Source organism: Paenibacillus sp. JNUCC 35 (assembly GCF_058269095.1).
Genome location: NZ_CM177771.1, coordinates 1,196,406 through 1,212,443 on the forward strand (window position 1 = coordinate 1,196,406; position 16,038 = coordinate 1,212,443).

The 16,038-nt window shown below is 55.1% G+C and carries 14 protein-coding genes; 12 read left to right on the forward strand and 2 right to left on the reverse strand.

What is annotated here, in order from left to right; translation table 11 throughout:
• Positions 1 to 171: 171 nt before the first annotated feature.
• From AC2TF6_RS05270 to AC2TF6_RS05285, 4 genes are all read left to right on the forward strand, one after another.
• The gene (locus tag AC2TF6_RS05270; RefSeq protein ID WP_491310215.1) at positions 172 to 2,385 is read left to right on the forward strand and encodes a class I SAM-dependent methyltransferase; all 2,214 of its coding nucleotides are present in this window, start codon (positions 172 to 174) and stop codon (positions 2,383 to 2,385) included.
• A gap of 74 nt (positions 2,386 to 2,459) precedes the next feature.
• Entirely contained in the window at positions 2,460 to 3,230 is a 771-nt protein-coding gene (locus AC2TF6_RS05275) for an NUDIX domain-containing protein (RefSeq protein WP_491310216.1), read from the forward strand.
• A gap of 66 nt (positions 3,231 to 3,296) precedes the next feature.
• Entirely contained in the window at positions 3,297 to 3,989 is a 693-nt protein-coding gene (gene pnuC, locus AC2TF6_RS05280) for a nicotinamide riboside transporter PnuC (RefSeq protein WP_491310217.1), read from the forward strand.
• Positions 3,990 to 3,991: 2 nt separating this feature from the next.
• Positions 3,992 to 5,014, forward strand: coding sequence for an AAA family ATPase (locus tag AC2TF6_RS05285; RefSeq protein WP_491310218.1), 1,023 nt, complete (start codon positions 3,992 to 3,994; stop codon positions 5,012 to 5,014).
• 83 nt (positions 5,015 to 5,097) lie between these two features.
• Here AC2TF6_RS05285 and AC2TF6_RS05290 read toward each other — a convergent pair whose 3' ends face one another.
• Positions 5,098 to 5,487 carry a VOC family protein gene (locus AC2TF6_RS05290; RefSeq protein WP_491310219.1) on the reverse strand — a complete coding sequence of 130 codons (390 nt, stop codon included), beginning with the start codon at positions 5,485 to 5,487 and terminating at the stop codon, positions 5,098 to 5,100.
• Between the two features lie 235 nt (positions 5,488 to 5,722).
• Here AC2TF6_RS05290 and efeO point away from each other — a divergent pair, with 235 nt between their 5' ends.
• The 3 genes from efeO to AC2TF6_RS05305 are packed head-to-tail and all read left to right on the forward strand — an operon-like array spanning position 5,723 to position 9,730.
• Positions 5,723 to 6,604 (forward strand): iron uptake system protein EfeO, encoded by an 882-nt coding sequence (gene efeO / locus AC2TF6_RS05295; RefSeq protein ID WP_491310220.1) that lies wholly within the window; start codon positions 5,723 to 5,725, stop codon positions 6,602 to 6,604.
• Complete coding sequence (gene efeB, locus AC2TF6_RS05300) at positions 6,601 to 7,899, forward strand: iron uptake transporter deferrochelatase/peroxidase subunit (RefSeq protein ID WP_491310221.1); 1,299 nt, start codon at positions 6,601 to 6,603, stop codon at positions 7,897 to 7,899. Before efeO ends, efeB begins: the two co-directional genes overlap by 4 nt.
• Positions 7,880 to 9,730: an FTR1 family iron permease gene (locus tag AC2TF6_RS05305; protein ID WP_491310222.1), complete on the forward strand. Its 1,851-nt coding sequence runs from the start codon at positions 7,880 to 7,882 to the stop codon at positions 9,728 to 9,730. Before efeB ends, AC2TF6_RS05305 begins: the two co-directional genes overlap by 20 nt.
• 192 nt (positions 9,731 to 9,922) lie before the next feature.
• On the opposite strand, the gene AC2TF6_RS05310 is transcribed toward AC2TF6_RS05305, so the two are convergent.
• Positions 9,923 to 10,918 (reverse strand): ABC transporter substrate-binding protein, encoded by a 996-nt coding sequence (locus tag AC2TF6_RS05310; protein WP_491310223.1) that lies wholly within the window; start codon positions 10,916 to 10,918, stop codon positions 9,923 to 9,925.
• 261 nt (positions 10,919 to 11,179) lie between these two features.
• On the opposite strand from AC2TF6_RS05310, the gene AC2TF6_RS05315 reads away from it, so the two are divergent.
• The 5 genes from AC2TF6_RS05315 to msrA all read left to right on the forward strand — a co-directional run bounded on the left by AC2TF6_RS05315 (position 11,180) and on the right by msrA (position 16,037).
• Positions 11,180 to 12,568, forward strand: a complete 1,389-nt coding sequence (locus AC2TF6_RS05315; RefSeq protein WP_491310224.1) for a phytase — start codon at positions 11,180 to 11,182, stop codon at positions 12,566 to 12,568.
• 404 nt (positions 12,569 to 12,972) lie between these two features.
• A complete protein-coding gene (locus AC2TF6_RS05320; RefSeq protein WP_491310225.1) occupies positions 12,973 to 13,746 on the forward strand; it encodes an SDR family NAD(P)-dependent oxidoreductase in 774 nt (257 codons plus the stop codon).
• Between the two features lie 25 nt (positions 13,747 to 13,771).
• The gene (locus tag AC2TF6_RS05325) at positions 13,772 to 14,827 is read left to right on the forward strand and encodes an LLM class flavin-dependent oxidoreductase (protein ID WP_491310226.1); all 1,056 of its coding nucleotides are present in this window, start codon (positions 13,772 to 13,774) and stop codon (positions 14,825 to 14,827) included.
• A gap of 172 nt (positions 14,828 to 14,999) precedes the next feature.
• The gene (locus AC2TF6_RS05330; RefSeq protein WP_370001371.1) at positions 15,000 to 15,311 is read left to right on the forward strand and encodes a hypothetical protein; all 312 of its coding nucleotides are present in this window, start codon (positions 15,000 to 15,002) and stop codon (positions 15,309 to 15,311) included.
• 180 nt (positions 15,312 to 15,491) lie between these two features.
• A complete protein-coding gene (gene msrA, locus AC2TF6_RS05335) occupies positions 15,492 to 16,037 on the forward strand; it encodes a peptide-methionine (S)-S-oxide reductase MsrA (protein WP_491310227.1) in 546 nt (181 codons plus the stop codon).
• The last annotated feature ends 1 nt before the right edge of the window (position 16,038 follow it).

The following is a 16,038-nucleotide window of genomic DNA, read 5'->3' on the forward strand; positions in this document are numbered from 1 at the left end:
CGCGGGACTCTTCAGAGAAGGCTGCTTTAACGGTAAAGGGCGGAAAGGAACGAAAGTTCCTTTCCGTCTTTTTGTTATTCATCGGGTGAATTAAATCTTTCCCCTTTGGGTTAAACATCATATGATTGCTGTAACGACTATCTTGTTTTCACAGGAAGCGAGGATCTAATCATGCTTACTTCACTAAAAGCGATCGAAGCATACCGTCGGGGCGCAGAACCTCCGGTTCCTGCTTATACCTGGCTCCGTTTTCTCGTTTCGGCGGAAGAGCGGATCGTCAATCTGGAAAGAATCCGTTCCATTCATGAGTTGGCGGATGCGAACCCCGTACTGGATTATGTGGAAAGGACGCTGCGCATTCTGGACGGGTTGAAGCTTTCTTTCTGGGTGAAAGAAATTTTGGAAACCGTGCTCGTCTGGTCCGAAACGGCCAAAGGCGGAACGGTCCGTCAACGGATGCAGTGGCAAGCCGACAGGATCAATTTGTTCGTTCATAATATAGGGTCCGCGCAGCTTTTTGACTGTTTTAACGAAATGGGCGAGACGGGTACGGATAAGCTTCTCGTGATCCGTACCTTGATCGAAACGCACGGCTTGATCGGCCAGTATATACGGGGCGAAGTCCCCTTTGAAGGAAATGAACCTTTGACGGAGATCGTCAAGCGGGGGCTTCTGACTCCCGAAGAGCTTCAAAGCCTGCTGCTTCCTTTGAATCACAGCATCATCGGCGCTGTTTCGCCCGAACTGTGGAACACGGTGCGAAGCGAAGTGGAGGAGCTGGCGTCGCATATCTCCAGCGGAGAGCAACCCGGAGCATGGTCGGTCCGTGAGCGGCTGCGTAAACTGAGAAGCGGCTCCATCCGCCAGGGGGAGAACTTCGAAGCCGAATACGAGAAAGTAGCGGAGGGGCTGGAGGCGATTGAACGCGCCCGAGTGGACGAAGCGGGACAAACCGCACGGACCGAGCAAGCCGAGCAGATTGCTCAAGCCCGATACCCCGGACTTGCCCTCGAAAGAGCGCTGCAACCTCTAGCGGGAAAAACGCTGTGGTATGTGGAATCCGCGCTTCAGGAATTCAGCCTGGAGGAAGTCGTAAAGGTGTTTATGCTCGCTTTGCAAACGGGAGCAAACACCGTCTCGGCTGCGACTATGACGGATGAACCCGTCCATCATATCAGCTTCGAGCGGCTGATGAATGCCATGTATTACGATTACAAGGGCGTGAAGAAAATCAATGTGTACAAAAAACGCATCATCGAAAAGTTTCTTCGCGAGCTTGCTTTCGAACATGTAGGGTCGAGCAGGGCGCCCGTGAACCCGCACCTGGCCTATAAGGTAGAACGCAGCCCGTCGGCTGCGGACACGGTGTTCTTCACCTTCGAATTTTCCGCTGCCGCCGAAAAACTCATTGAGTTTTGTATGGAAGCGGAGAAATCGCCTCTTTATGAGAAGGCGGTATTGCTCCTGTTCGACCTTTTCGAACTGAGACGTGACGCCTACGACCGGTTTCATAACGAGGAAGAGTATTTGGAGACGATGAACCGGACTGCGGACTACAAGAGCGTGATGCTGGAGTTTATTACGGGGGAAAAGGTGCTTGATATCGGGCCGGGCGGCGGAATTATGCTGGATCTGATCGAGCAAAGGCTGCCGGATAAGCAGCCGGTCGGAATAGACATCTCCACGAATGTCATTGAGGCGTTAAATCGCAAGAAGCAGCTTGAAGGACACCGCTGGGAGGTTCTGAAGGGTGACGCGCTCAACTTGAAAGATTACGTGCATCCTGGCACTGTCGGAACCGTCATTTTCTCATCCATCCTGCATGAACTATACTCTTACATCGAATGGAACGGTTCAAGGTTCAACCGGGACACGGTGGCAGCCGCTCTGCGCAGTGCTTTCGATGTACTGGCCGTAGGAGGGAGAATCATTATCCGTGACGGCATTATGACGGAACCTGCAGAGATGAAACGGCGCATTCGTTTTCTGGCCCAAGAGGACAAAGAGTGGCTGATGCGGTATACGGGTGATTTTGCCGGCAGGCAGATACAGGTCGAGGATGCGGAAAACGGCGATGTGGTGATGCCGGTGAACGATGCCATGGAGTTTCTCTACACGTACACGTGGGGAGAGGAAGCTTACGTTCACGAAGTGCAGGAGCAGTTCGGGTACTTTACGCCCTCTGACTATGCCGATTTCATCGGAAAGGTGCTGGGACCGGAAGCCGTTATTGTGGAATTCCGGCACTTCCTGCAAGAAGGTTATACAGACGCGCTTGCGGGCAAAGTCGTTTTTATGGACGAGAAGGGTGCACCCGTTCCGCTTCCGGACAGCACTTGTTTGATTGTTATAGAAAAAAGAGGAGAAACACACCTTGACAATTAATTTTAATATGTCATAATGATAATATCAAATCGACGATGTATATTTCTTTTCTCTAAGAAACGGCAGGTGCAAACATGAACCCGAATTTGGAGGACGAGAACTACTCGGCGGGCAAATACAGAACCCCGGACGGCGCTCCCGCGGATATCGTGATTTTTACGATTACTTCGACCGAGCGCGGCACGGCCAAAAAATCTTTGCCCCGCCGGGAGCTGCAGGTTTTGCTCATCCAGCGCAAAGGCTGGCCGTTCGCAGGCCAATGGGCACTTCCCGGAGGCTTCTGCAAGGAGACGGAGACCGTTTACGATTGCGCAAAGCGCGAGCTGAGAGAAGAAACCGGAGTCCAGGAAGTACACATTGAATACTTCAATGTGTACAGCACGCCTGGCCGAGATCCGCGAGGCTGGATCATCTCGCATGCTTTCTTCGCGCTGGTGCATGAACAGTATTTGGCGGGGCGTCAGGCAGCGGATGATGCAGCCGATGTTAAGCTTTTCTCCGTGGAAGAGGCGCTCGGGATGGAGTTGGCCTTCGATCACAAGCAGATTCTTCAAGACGCTTTGGATCAAGTCCGCAGGCAGATGCTGACGACGATTATCGCCAAGGAATTTCTTCCCGAAGAATTCACGATCAGCGAGCTCTATCAAGTTATCCGGACGCTGGTCCCGGAATTTGAGGAGAAAAATTTTATCCGCAAAATCACCTCCACTCAAAGCCGCAAAGGAATTATAGAGGAAGCGAGGGATTCCCGGGGCGAGCGCAAATTTTCCAACCGCTATTCACAGCGTGCGGCTCAGCTATACCGGTTTTCCGGAGATGTGCCTCAGCTGTCATTGTACAGCTAGGCTTTTCTTTTAGGTTTTGATATTGTCGTTATAATATTATTAAATTAATTATTTGGAGGGGATCAAATGAAAAAAACGGGAACCATGCTTGTGCTGCTTGCCGCGATGCTGACGGTTGCTTGGTTGACTTCTTCGTCGGCTTTTGAAATCGCAGCTACAACGACAGGATTGCTGTGCGTCTGGCTGACAGCCAGAGAAAACATATGGTCGTGGCCGATTTCACTGGTTAATGTGGCCTGTTTCTTCTATATGTTCTGGGAGGTAAAGCTCTACGCGGATATGGCGCTTCAAGTTTTCTTTTTCCTGTTGAGCATCTACGGCTGGATCGTCTGGCTCACAAAAAGGGGAGGAGCCGACGTGCGTCCGACGAGAAAAATAGCGCCGTGGCTGATCCTTCCTCTGGTTCTGTTCCTGATTGGCGCGACGGCGGGCTGGGGATATGTTCTGCACAAGTATACCGACGCCTCCATCCCTTATGCGGATGCGTTTATCGCTACGCTTAGCATCATTGCCCAGCTGCTCTTATCGGCTAAGATTCTGGAAAATTGGACGGTCTGGATTGCGGTGGATGTGCTGTCGATCGGCATGTACGCCTACAAGGGGTTGGATGCGATTGCGTTCTTGTATCTGATCTACCTGGTCATCGCGATAGCCGGACTGATTACGTGGAAAAGAAACTATACCGGCGCGGGTCAGGAAGGGTTTCGTCTTACACCGGAGCCTGCGGGAAATCCTCACAGCACGGAAAGAGGTGCATGAAAATGAATACGGAATCGAAAACTACCGGACTCACTCTTGGGAAATTCGCTCCACTTCATAAGGGGCACCAATTGATGATTGAGACGGCGATAGAGGAAAACGACGATGTGATCGTACTCATCTATGACAGCCCGGATGTCACGGATGTTCCGCTCCCGGTACGGGCCAAATGGATACGGACGCTGTATCCCGGCGTTGAAGTGATTGAAGCCTGGGACGGACCGGCAGAGAACGGGTATACGCCCGAGATTCAAAGGATGCACGAGGAGCACATTCTCGCCATGCTCGGCGGCAGAAAGATTACGCGTTTCTATTCCAGCGAAAAATACGGAGACCATGTAAGTGCCGCGCTGGGTGCGCATAACAGGCAGGTAGATCCCGGCCGTCTGACGGTACCTGTCTCCGGTACACGGGTTCGTCACGAACCGTACGGTCAGCGCCGTTATGTAGATCCTGCCGTCTATCGGGATTTGATCACGAAGGTTGTGTTTCTGGGGGCTCCATCGACCGGAAAAACAACGCTCGCCGGTTACTTGGCGAATCTTCACGGAACGGATTGGATGCCCGAATACGGGAGGGAATATTGGGCGGAGCACCAGATCGGCCGCCGTTTGTCAAAAGAGCAGCTCCTGGAAATCGCGGAGGGTCACCTGCGGAGGGAGGAGAAGCTGACGGAGGAAGCCAACAAGTATGTATTCGTCGATACCGACGCCCGTACAACGCTGTTGTTCTCGATGTATTATCACGGCGGGGCGCTGCCGAAGCTTCATGAATTGGCGGAAGCTGCCGCTGCACGATACGATTTGGTATTCGTATGCGACACCGATATTCCTTACGATGACACGTGGGACCGGTCGGGCGATGCCCAGCGGAATCTGTTCCAGAAACAGATTCTGGCGGATCTGAACATGCGCCGTATCCCTTATTTTGTGCTCAGCGGCACGCTGGAGGAACGAGCTGCCCGGGTTAATGCCGTATTGGCCAAATACCGGAAATACCGCAGCCTAGCCGAAGTGCTGGCATAATCCGCAGCCATGGAAGAGGGGGAGTCCTGCCGGGACTCTCTTTTTTGTCCGCCAAGCAAAACAAAACAAAGGCGGGCAACCCGCTAAACGTCGGGAGCAACCACTTCGACCTTGATCCGGTCCGGGTCTTCAAAATAAACGGCATAATGCCGGGGGCCGCCCGCATGCGGATGCTGTTCCCGGTACAAGACACGGACTCCTTTTGCCGTTAAGGCCTCCGTCAACCCGTCTACCTGCTCTCTGGATTTCGCGTGAAAGGCGAGATGGTTCAAACCGGTACGCCGCCTGTGGTAAGGAAGGTCAAGGAAACGTTCTTCGGTCTGAACAAAAACCAGATACGTATCCCCGCACTTCCAACTGATTCCTTTCTCCCAGCGCTGGAACGTCTCGTAACCCAGTTGGCTCAGTAGCCATTCCCAGAACGGGGCCGATTCATTCAAATCGGACACATTGATTTCGACGTGATGAAGCATAAAAACCTCCTGGAATCTCTTGTAAACAGTATAAATAGGAACGCTTGTTCTTGTCAATTTTTTTTAAGAGAGATCAACTGAATAGAATGCAAAAAACGACCGTTTTACCAAAAAAAGATATTGATAACGATTCTCATTGTTGATATACTCGTTTTGGGAATTTGTGATGAACGGACATGAAAAACCATGCTTTATCATCCTGTTTTCAGCCAAAAGAACTTGAGGAGTTGTCTTTATGAAGATTCGTTATGTCGCGCTTTTTGCAGCCTGCACGGTGCTTTTTACGGGATGTGGTTCCAAAAACAATGAAAACGCGGGTGCTTCCGCAACTCCGGATGCCAAAGCGACACCGGCAGCGGCAACACCGGCTTCGGCAGGCGATGAATCGTGGAAACCGATTCTCGACGCTTACCGCACGTATGCCACGGAACAATCCGATCTGTTCGTCAAAGAAACGGAGAAGTTCGTAAAGGCCGTTAAATCCGGAAATGTTGAAGAAGCCAAAAAACTGTACGCGCCGACCCGGATGTATTATGAAAGAATCGAACCGATCGCCGAAGCTCTCGGTGACTTGGACCCGAATATCGATGCCCGCGAGAACGATGTCGAAGAAAAAGACTGGCGCGGATTTCACCGCATCGAACAGGCTCTTTGGCAGAAAAACACGACGAAGGGCCAGGAAGAGCATGCGGACCGTCTTTTGAACGATGCGAAGCAGCTTCGTGCCCTGATCGAAACGGTCGAGGTGGATTCGAGTCTGCTTGTAACGGGTGCGGTTGAACTTTTGAACGAAGTATCCGCCTCCAAAGTGACGGGGGAAGAGGAGCGTTATTCGCATACCGATCTGTATGATTTCGTGGCGAATGTCGAGGGGGCGAAGAAGATTTACACCCTCCTGCAGCCTAAACTCAAGAGCAAGGACGCAGCGCTCGAAGAAACGATCGGAGCGAAGTTCAAAGATCTGGAACAGGCGCTTGCTGCCTACAAAGAAGGGGACGGGTATGTCTCTTACGAGAAATTGAAGCAGGATGATACGAAAAAATTGAGCCGCCTGCTGGATGCGCTGGCCGAGCCCCTTTCTCAAATGGGAACGATTTTGGGAGCGGCTGCGAAATGAGCGGGAACGATAACGATCAGAAAAAAGGATTTTTCGATAAACCGCTCAGCCGCAGAGATATTCTGAAGCTGGCCGGAGTTGGCGGCGCCGGGCTATTGCTTGGCGCTGGCGGCGTTGGAGGAATCGTTGCGGCGCAGGCGTCCAAAACGGAAAAGGCGTTTTCCGCCTCCGGAGCCGAAACGGATCCCCAGGGCACGGTGCCTTTCTACGGCGGTCACCAGGCGGGGATCGTTACGCCCGTCCAGGATTTCATCTGCTTTGCGGCATTCGATGTGACGGCTTCTTCCCTCGCGGAAGTACGCAAGCTCTTCCAGGCATGGACGGCCGCAGCGGCTAACATGGCTCAGGGCAAAATGGTCGGCCAGGACGACGGCAACGAGCTGCTTCCTCCCTCCGATACGGGTGAAGCGGCGGGACTCACACCGTCCCGGACGACGATAACCTTCGGGGCCGGGCCGTCGTTCTTCGACGGCCGCTTCGGTCTCGCGGGCAAGAAGCCCGAGGCCCTCCAGGATCTGCCGGCTTTCGGCGGCGACGAGCTGCGGCCGGAATGGTGCGGCGGCGATCTGTGCGTGCAGGTGTGCGCCAACGATATGCAGATCGCGTTCCACGCGATCCGCAATCTGGCACGCATCGCACGGGGCAAGGCCGTCCTCCGCTGGACGCAGGAAGGCTTCCAGCGGACGGGATATTCGGACCCGGCCAAAGCGACACCGCGCAACCTGATGGGCTTCAAGGACGGCACCGGCAATCCGGATGTGAAGGATGAGCAAGAGATGAAGAAGGTCGTGTGGGCGGACAGCGCGGACGGAAGCGGCTGGATGCACGGCGGAAGCTATATGGTCGTCCGCCGGATCCGGATGCGGATCGAGGTCTGGGACCGGTCGACGCTGGCGGATCAGGAGGCCACCTTCGGCCGCCACAGGAACAGCGGCGCTCCGCTCGGCGCATCGGGCGAGTTCGATTCGCCTGATATGGAGAAGAAGGATGCCTCCGGCAAGCCGGTCATTCCGAATACTTCCCATTTGAAGTTGGCCCGCGGGGACGGCTCCGTCAAAATTCTGCGCAGATCTTACTCCTATTCAACCGGAATAGACCACAAAACAGGCCAGCTGGATGCAGGTCTCTTGTTCGTTTGCTACCAGCGCGATCCGCGCAAACAGTTTGTTCCCATTCAGAAAGCGCTGGGCAAGAGCGATAAGCTCAACGAATATATCGTGCATATCGGCAGTGCGGTTTTTGCCTGCTTTCCCGGCGTGAAGGAGGGCGGATATATTGGCGACACCCTTTTTTAAACGGAAAAAACGCAGCCTTTCTTTGGCCGCAGGCCGGAGCGTTTTCAAAATCGGTCTGGCAGCGCTTCTGATGCTGATCAGCGTAACGGCGGCCGGGACCGGATACTCTCCCGTTTTTGCGGCCGGCGACAGTAAGGCGTCGGGCGCGGACGGAATGCTTCCCGTTGTCGGAGGAGCGCTCGTTGAAGCCGGGCAGGGAAGCTGGGCGAAAGCCGCCGAGCATCTGGCGGAGGCCGATAAGCTTTGGCAGGCTGAGGCCGCCAAATCCTCCGCTGCGGCAGCGGACGTTAACTCGGCCTTGGCGCATGCGAAGAAAACGGTCGCTGAGGGGGATAAGGACCCCAAGGCCGCAACCGCGGCTCTGTCCGAACTGGCCAAGGCCGTGAACAAGTATGCGAAGGAAGGCCGGCAGGACGCGAAAGCGGGCCAGTCCGGGCAGGACACGGCGGCAAGTCTGCTCCCCGTCATGACCAAGCTGGCTGCGAGCATCCAGTCGGGCGACTTAACTCAGGCGTATAACGACTATAAAACGTTGAACAACGGATGGCTCAAAGTCGAGCAGGCTATCCGAAGCGATAATTTTACCGTATACAGCGGAATGGAGACGCAAATGAGCATGATCCGCGTGGCTCTGCAGGCCGAGCCCAAACAGCCGCAGCAGGCGGCAGGCGAAACCGCGGCTCTCATTCAGCTCGTGAACGACTATACGGCCGGCAAGATCGTATCCAAAGCCCCGGAACCCGCAGACATGTCCGTTGCGGAGCTTATCGGGATTCTCGACCAGGCTTCTTCGGACATTGCGGCCGGACATCATACGGAAGCGGCGGGGCAGATGCAGGCTTTTATCCAAAAGTGGCCTTCGGCCGAAGGCCAGGTCAGAATCCGTTCCGCGGCCGTCTATACGCAGATCGAAAACCAGATGACGGAAGCTTCGCGTTATCTGATGTCGGTTCCGCCTGCGGGCGATAAGGCGAAGGAAGTCATCGCGGCCATGCGGGAACAGCTGCAGCCGATGACAGGCGAGAAGCGGTATACGGCCGTGGACGCCGGGCTTATTCTGCTGCGCGAGGGCCTCGAAGCAATTCTCGTCATCTCGGCGCTGCTCGCTTATTTGAAACGCACCGGAAACGGGAATAAGCGCAGGTGGATCTGGTCGGGCGTCGGAAGCGGGCTGCTTCTGAGCGCGGCAATGGCGTTCCTGCTTTCCTATATGATTTCCCAGGCTGCCTCGGGCAGTACACGGGAGTTCATTGAAGGAGGAACGGGGCTCCTTTCCGTCGTTCTTATGCTGACCGTGGGCAACTGGCTGCACGCCAAATCCAATGTGAAAGCGTGGAACAGCTACATTGACCGGCAGATGGGCAGCGCCCTGGCCGGCGGAAGCTTGTGGTCGCTGTTCGCGGTCTCTCTTCTCGCCATTTTGCGCGAAGGGGCGGAAACGACGATCTTTTACGTGGGTATGGCGCCTTCGATTGCGCCGTCTCAGCTGTTTCTCGGTATCGGAGTGACGCTCCTGCTGCTGATCGGCATTGGTTTTGCCATTATCCGGCTGAGTGCCAAACTGCCGATCCGGCCCTTTTTTATGACGGCGTCGGCGCTTATCTACTACCTCGTTTTCCGCTTCCTCGGGGAAAGTATCCATTCCCTGCAAGTCGCGTCGGTTGTACCTGCTCATTCCGCATCCGGACTTCCGTCCGTGGGCTGGCTGGGAATTTATCCGACCTGGGAAACGCTGCTCCCTCAGTTGGCGCTGCTCGCTTACATAGCGGCGAAGCTGCTTAGAAGCAGCTCCGGTAAGGCGCCTTCTGAGCCTGCTCTGACCGAACGTTAACCTTTCGTAAAGAACCTTGCTCCGTTTTTAATGGGGAAGGTTCTTTTTTTTTCGGCGTTTAGAGCTGCTGAAGGCACGAAGGATTTGGTCCAAAAGAAAACCGCCCCAAAAGAAGGCGGTCAATTCACATTAGTTCAAGTCCATGAAATAGGTTTTACGTTAAAACATTAAAAAGTTCGGATTTTTCTTGGCCTACAGCTTATCCGCGTACTTCACCAGATCATCCAGCATCAGGTTGGCGGCTTTGATTCCGCCTGAAGTATTCCAGATGATTTCATCGATTTGGAAAGCTTTGTTGGTTTTGGCCGCGTTAAGATTTTTGTAGAGCGGGTCCGACATCCATTCCTGCTGGGTTTTCGTTCCGCCTTTGGAATCATCGTAGTCGGAATTGAAGTAGAAGAGGATATCTCCGTCCATATCGACCATACGCTCCTTCGTAATGACCTCCATGAAGGCGTTCTTATCCTGAGCCGCCGGACGGGCGAAGCCCAAATCCTTAAGGATGACGCCGGAGAACGTATCGTTCTGATAAATACGGACGGCTCCCGGGAGGAAGCGGACGATAGATACTTTGGACGATGTCTTGGAGCCGAATTTCGCTTTCACATCCGCCACATGTTTGTCGTAAGCGGCTAGGGCTTTTTCACCCTCGGTTTTTTTATTTAAGGCTTCGGCATAGAGCTTGAAGTTTCCTTTCCACTGTCCGGTTAACGTTTCGGCAAAAACCGTCGGGGCGATCTTCTGCAACTGGCCGTATATTTTCTCGTGCCGGACTTTGTTTCCGATAATGAGATCGGGCTTGAGAGTGACGATCAGTTCCAGGTTCGGCTGGACTTCCTCTCCCAGATCCGTGACGCCCTGCATCGCATCTTTGATGTGCGGGTACCACGTTTTGCCGACACCGGATTTAACGGCTCCGACGGGTTTGACGCCAAGCTCCAGAAGAGCCTCGGTTCCTTCGTTGGTCAGAATCACGACGCGCTGCGGAGTGCCTTTGATTTCGGTCTCTCCCATCGCATGTTTCACTTTACGAGCGGTATCGGCTTCGGATGGCGCCGGTGATGCCGTGTTCGGAGCCGTTGAAGCGGCGGGAGTCGTGCCTGGTTTGCCGCACCCGGATACAGCCAAGGCGAAAATCGTAAAAATTAAAAGAGCCAGTGTAGACAAGGACCGTTTAGGACGGTTCATTTCATAGTTCCCCCTTAAGGATTATGTAGGAATAGAGAATGGGTTATTTATTTAAAATTGATTATGATAATCATTCTCATTCGTTATTAAATAGTATTTTCCGCTTGCTGTCAATACTTTCCTCAGGAATTGCCGGTTATAGCCGTTTATAAATGAGGCGCGTTTTAACACAACCTTAATGCCTTCCGTGATTTCCCCTAATATTCCGTCTTCATAATAAAGATAGAAGCTTATTCGGGTAAAACCGGGAGGACCTTAACGATGAAACTGTTCAAAAGCTTTAGCGTACTGCTGATCGCCGCAAGTTTTTACAGTCAGGCTGCCTGGGCTTCGGTCGAGGAAGGTTATGAACCGCTGAGGGATATGCTGGAGCAGGCAGGAGCCCGTGTGACGTGGAATCAGAGCACGCTGACGGCTGATTTTGCTCTGCAGAGCGGTCTGGAAGGTTCGGTCACCATCGGGAATGACGGATATAAGCTAAACGGAACGGACGGAAAATTGAACGGACATGTGAAACTGATCGGAGATAAAACGTATGTGCCGCCAGGCTTCGTCGAGCTGGTTCTCAGCAAGCTGCGCAGCGGCGGCGGGGAGCAGACGGCTGTTGGGGAGGCGCTTGCCCGGGTAACGGCGGACGGTGAAACGGAAGCGGTCGATACAGGGGAAGATGCGGCCGATGACCCTGCCATCTGGGTACATCCGGATGACCCGGCCAAGAGCAAGCTGATTGCGACCAACAAGGGCGGCGGCATTCTGGTCTATGACCTGGACGGCAAGCAGGTCCAGTCCTACAAGCTCGGCAAAATGAACAACATCGACGTGCGCTACGGATACGAGCTTAACGGTAAGAGGATGGACATCGCCGCGGCGACGAACCGGACGAGTAATACGGTCGACGTTTTCTCCATCAACCCGGAAACGGGGGCGCTGACCGATATTGCGGCCAAGCCGATTAAGTCGGACATGGGCGAAGTGTACGGCTTCAGCCTTTATCACAGCCTTAAAACCGGCAAGTACTATGCGCTTGTGCTCGGCAAAGAAGGGGAATTCGAGCAGATCGAACTGATACCCGGATCGGCCGGTGTGGAAGGCAAGCTTGTACGCCACTTCAAACTGGCGTCCCAAGCGGAAGGAATTGTCGCGGACGACGAGTACGGAACGATTTACATTGCGGAAGAGGATGCGGCCATATGGAAGATCGGCGCCGAGCCGGACAGTGGTCTGAAGCCTTACGCCAAGGTGGATGAGGTCGGCAAAGGGCATTTAACCGCGGATATCGAAGGATTAGCGCTGTATTACGGGGCGGACGGCAAAGGCTACCTGATGGCTTCCAGCCAGGGAAGCAGCACCTACGCGGTTTACAACCGCCAGGGGACAAACCGGTACTTGGGCAGCTTCGCCGTCAAGGACGGTCTGATCGACGGGACAACGGAGACGGACGGAATCGATGTCGTCGGATTCGGCCTGGGACCCGCTTATCCTAACGGGATTTTCGTGGCGCAGGACGATGAAAATTCGGATAACGGAAAGAAACGCAATCAGAACTTCAAAATCGTGTCGTGGGACAAGCTGGCGAAGTCGTTCCACGCCCCTCTTCGTATCGACAACGGTATCGATCCCCGCAAGCTCAGCCCGCGTAAAGACGGTTGACGTTCTAGGCTGGCAGACAGGTTCGGAAGGCGCAGACAAGCATGGGCCGACCGGAGCTGTCTGTTTTTTTTACGGCCGGCATTTGTCCGCCCGGATCATCCTGACTTTCTCTCACCTTCTCCTTTTCGTCCAGGTACTCAAAAAAGCCAATCATAAACGATCACCGGTATCGTTCCCAGAAGGCCGCGAAAAGCCTGGTTCCTGTCAGGCCAACCGTCTGTTTTTAAATGGGAACAAACGTTCCTTTTAGGTAGTATAATCCAGAACGGCAAAGGTTTCAACCCCTGATTTTGAAAAGGCGGTCTTTGCTTTCTGGCGGTTAATCTTTTATCATGAAAACTAATTTAGTTTACTGTTCTGTTCCCGTATGCGCGGGCGCGGTTATATAAAAGGAGTGTATAGGAATGTATTTGCCGTCTTTTCAGCTGGAAGGTAAAACGGCTCTGGTGACCGGAGCGGGGAGAGGCATCGGCAGAGCGCTGGCCATCGGTCTTGCGGAAGCGGGAGCGGATGTCGTGCTTCTTTCGCGGACGCAGAGCGATCTGGACGCCGTAGCGGCGGAAATTGCCGAAGCGACCGGGCGCAAAGCCTACGCCATTGCGGCCGATGCCGGAACGCGTGAAGGCGTGACGGAGGCTGTTGGCCGTGCCGTACGCGAAGCGGGGCGCCTCGATATTCTCGTCAATAACGCGGGCATGAACATCCGTACGCCTGCGCTCGAAGTAACGGATGAAGAGTGGGACGCGATCGTGCAGACAAATCTCAAGTCGGCTTTTCTGATGTCGCAGACGGTCGGGCGCCACATGAAAGAGCATGGGGGAGGACGGATCGTGAATGTCGCCTCCGTTGCGGGCCATATGGCGCTTCGCACGGGAGTCGTGTACGGCTCGACCAAGGCGGCGCTCATTCAAATGACCAAGATTCTGGCGTTGGAATGGGCGCAATACGGCATCCTCGTCAACGCGATCGGGCCCTGGTATTTCCCGACGCCGCTTACGGAGAAGCTGCTGGCCGACGAGTCCTTCGTGGCCGAAGTGACGGGCTGCACGCCGCTGAAGCGTGTGGGCCGGCTGGAGGAGCTGGTCGGACCGGTCGTCTTCCTCTCGTCTGATGCGGCGAGTTATGTGACGGGACAGACGCTTTATGTGGACGGCGGTATGACCATTTACGGATTCTGACGACAGACGCGAAGGAGGAAGACCAATGAAACCGTTGCCGCTGCGTCTCAGCGTGCTGGATCTCGTACCGGTCATGCAAAAAGCGGATTCCCATACAGCGCTGGGACAAGCTGTCACGCTGGCGCGGACAGCCGAGAAGCTCGGCTATACGCGCTACTGGGTGTCCGAGCACCACGACATGAAACAGCTCGCCTCCGCGTGCCCGGAAGTGCTCCTGGCCCATATCGGAGCCCATACGGAGCATATTCGGATCGGATCGGGCGCCGTTCTGCTGCCGCATTACCAGCCGGTTAAAGTCGCGGAGGCGTTTCACCTCCTGGCGACGCTGCATCCCGGGCGCATCGACCTGGGCATCGGCCGGGCTCCCGGCGGTTCCGCGCATGTCACGCTTGCCCTGAGCGGAAATTTCCTGGAAAATGTGCGGAAGATGCCGGACAAAATCCGCGATCTGACCGCGCTGATCGAAGGCGAATTTACCGTGGAAGGGGAGCGGGTCACGGCCCGCCCGGTTCCGCCCGATTCGCCGGAGCTGTGGCTGCTCGGCACGAACGCCAAAAGCGCCGCTTACGCGGCCGAATACGGGACAGGCTACGTATTCGGCCGGTTCATGAGCGACAACGACGGCGCCGCCGTGCTCGGAGAGTACCGCAGCGCTTTCCGGCCTTCCCGCCTGCTGGCGGAGCCGAAGGCCATCGTCGCCGTCGGCGCGGTCTGCGCCGAGACGGAGGAGCGGGCCCGCGAGCTGGCTGCCGAGGGAGCGGGCTGGCTTCGCTCCGGGCTTCCGGCCGCGGAGGAGGCTGCCGGGAGCGAAGCCGCGCAGACGCAGGGCCGGCATCGGCCGCAGGGCGCGCCTTCGGCGGCGGACGAGGCGGCCGAAGGCAGGCAGCCGGAGAAAGCGGACGCGCCCGACAGGCGCACGCTGATCGGCACGGCCGGCCAGATCAAGGAGCAGCTGCACGAGCTGCAGAACCTATACGGCGCGGACGAGTTCCTCCTCGTGACCCAGGTGGCGGATTACGCGCAGCGTCTGAAATCTTACGAGCTGCTCGCATCCTGCATCATCGGTCCAGGGCGTCAGTAACGATGGGACACCGCTCCCGGCTAAATTTCGAACCCGGCGCGGGAGACATTTTTCACGCTATAATCGCAGGAAACCTCCGCTCTATCCCGCGGACGATTCTTCCTGTACAATATAAACCAGCGCATGCCGACAAGCCATTTTAAAACGAAATCTAATTAAAGCAGGTGACATAATGGGTGAAATGGACGGACAAACGATTCAGGTACTGAACGCGAGCATGATTCACGATGCGGAGAACGGATATATCGGCAAGGTGGAATTTAAACTGGCGGAAGGCAAGACCGCTTACGAGGTGGCCCTTTTCAGCAAAAAGGGGAAAGAATGGATGTACAGCTTAAATTTCACCGCCGAATCCGGCACGGAAGAAGAGATTGTCGCCATTGAGCAGCAGTTGGAGGAAGATGACGATCTGTTTGATTTTCTCGTGAACACGGCGCTCAGCCGTATGGAACAGGATTCTTCCGGGGGCGTGGAGGGGGAGTAGTCTCCTTCATGCAGGCCGAGTTTCCGCCGCATTTCCAAGCGATGCCCGCAATTTCGGTTGCGGGTATTTATGCTGGGCGAATCCGTCGCGAAACTTGCCATGGCGGCGGGAGCCGTGCTATTTTAAGGCCATGCGGCACGCGTTTTTAACCTGGACGTTTAGACGGGGAGGATGACATATATGACAGAGACCGAAAAACAGGCGGCCGTTGAAGAGCTGGCTACCTTTGCGGGAGGCTGCTTCTGGTGCATGGTGACTCCGTTTGAGGAATTGCCGGGCATTCACGGCATCGTATCGGGGTATACGGGCGGCAGCGAGGTGAATCCGACCTACGAGCAGGTGAAAGCGGGAGAGACCGGACATGCGGAAGCGGTGCAAATCCGGTTCGACCCTGACGTTTTTCCTTATGAAAAGCTGCTGGAGCTGTTCTGGCAGCAGGTCGACCCGACAGATGCTTTCGGGCAGTTTCAGGACCGGGGGCTTTCGTACCGGGCGGCTATTTTTACTCACACGGAAAAGCAGAGGGAGCTTGCGGAGCAGTCCAAGCGGGAATTGGCGCAAAGCGGCCGTTTCGACAAGCCGATCGTGACGGAGATTGTTCCGGCGGGGCCGTTTTACGAGGCGGAGGAGTATCATCAGAATTACCACCGCAAAAATCCGAAGCATTATAAAGAAGACCGCGCCCAATCCGGGCGGGACGAATTTATCGGCAGCCACTGGAAATAAA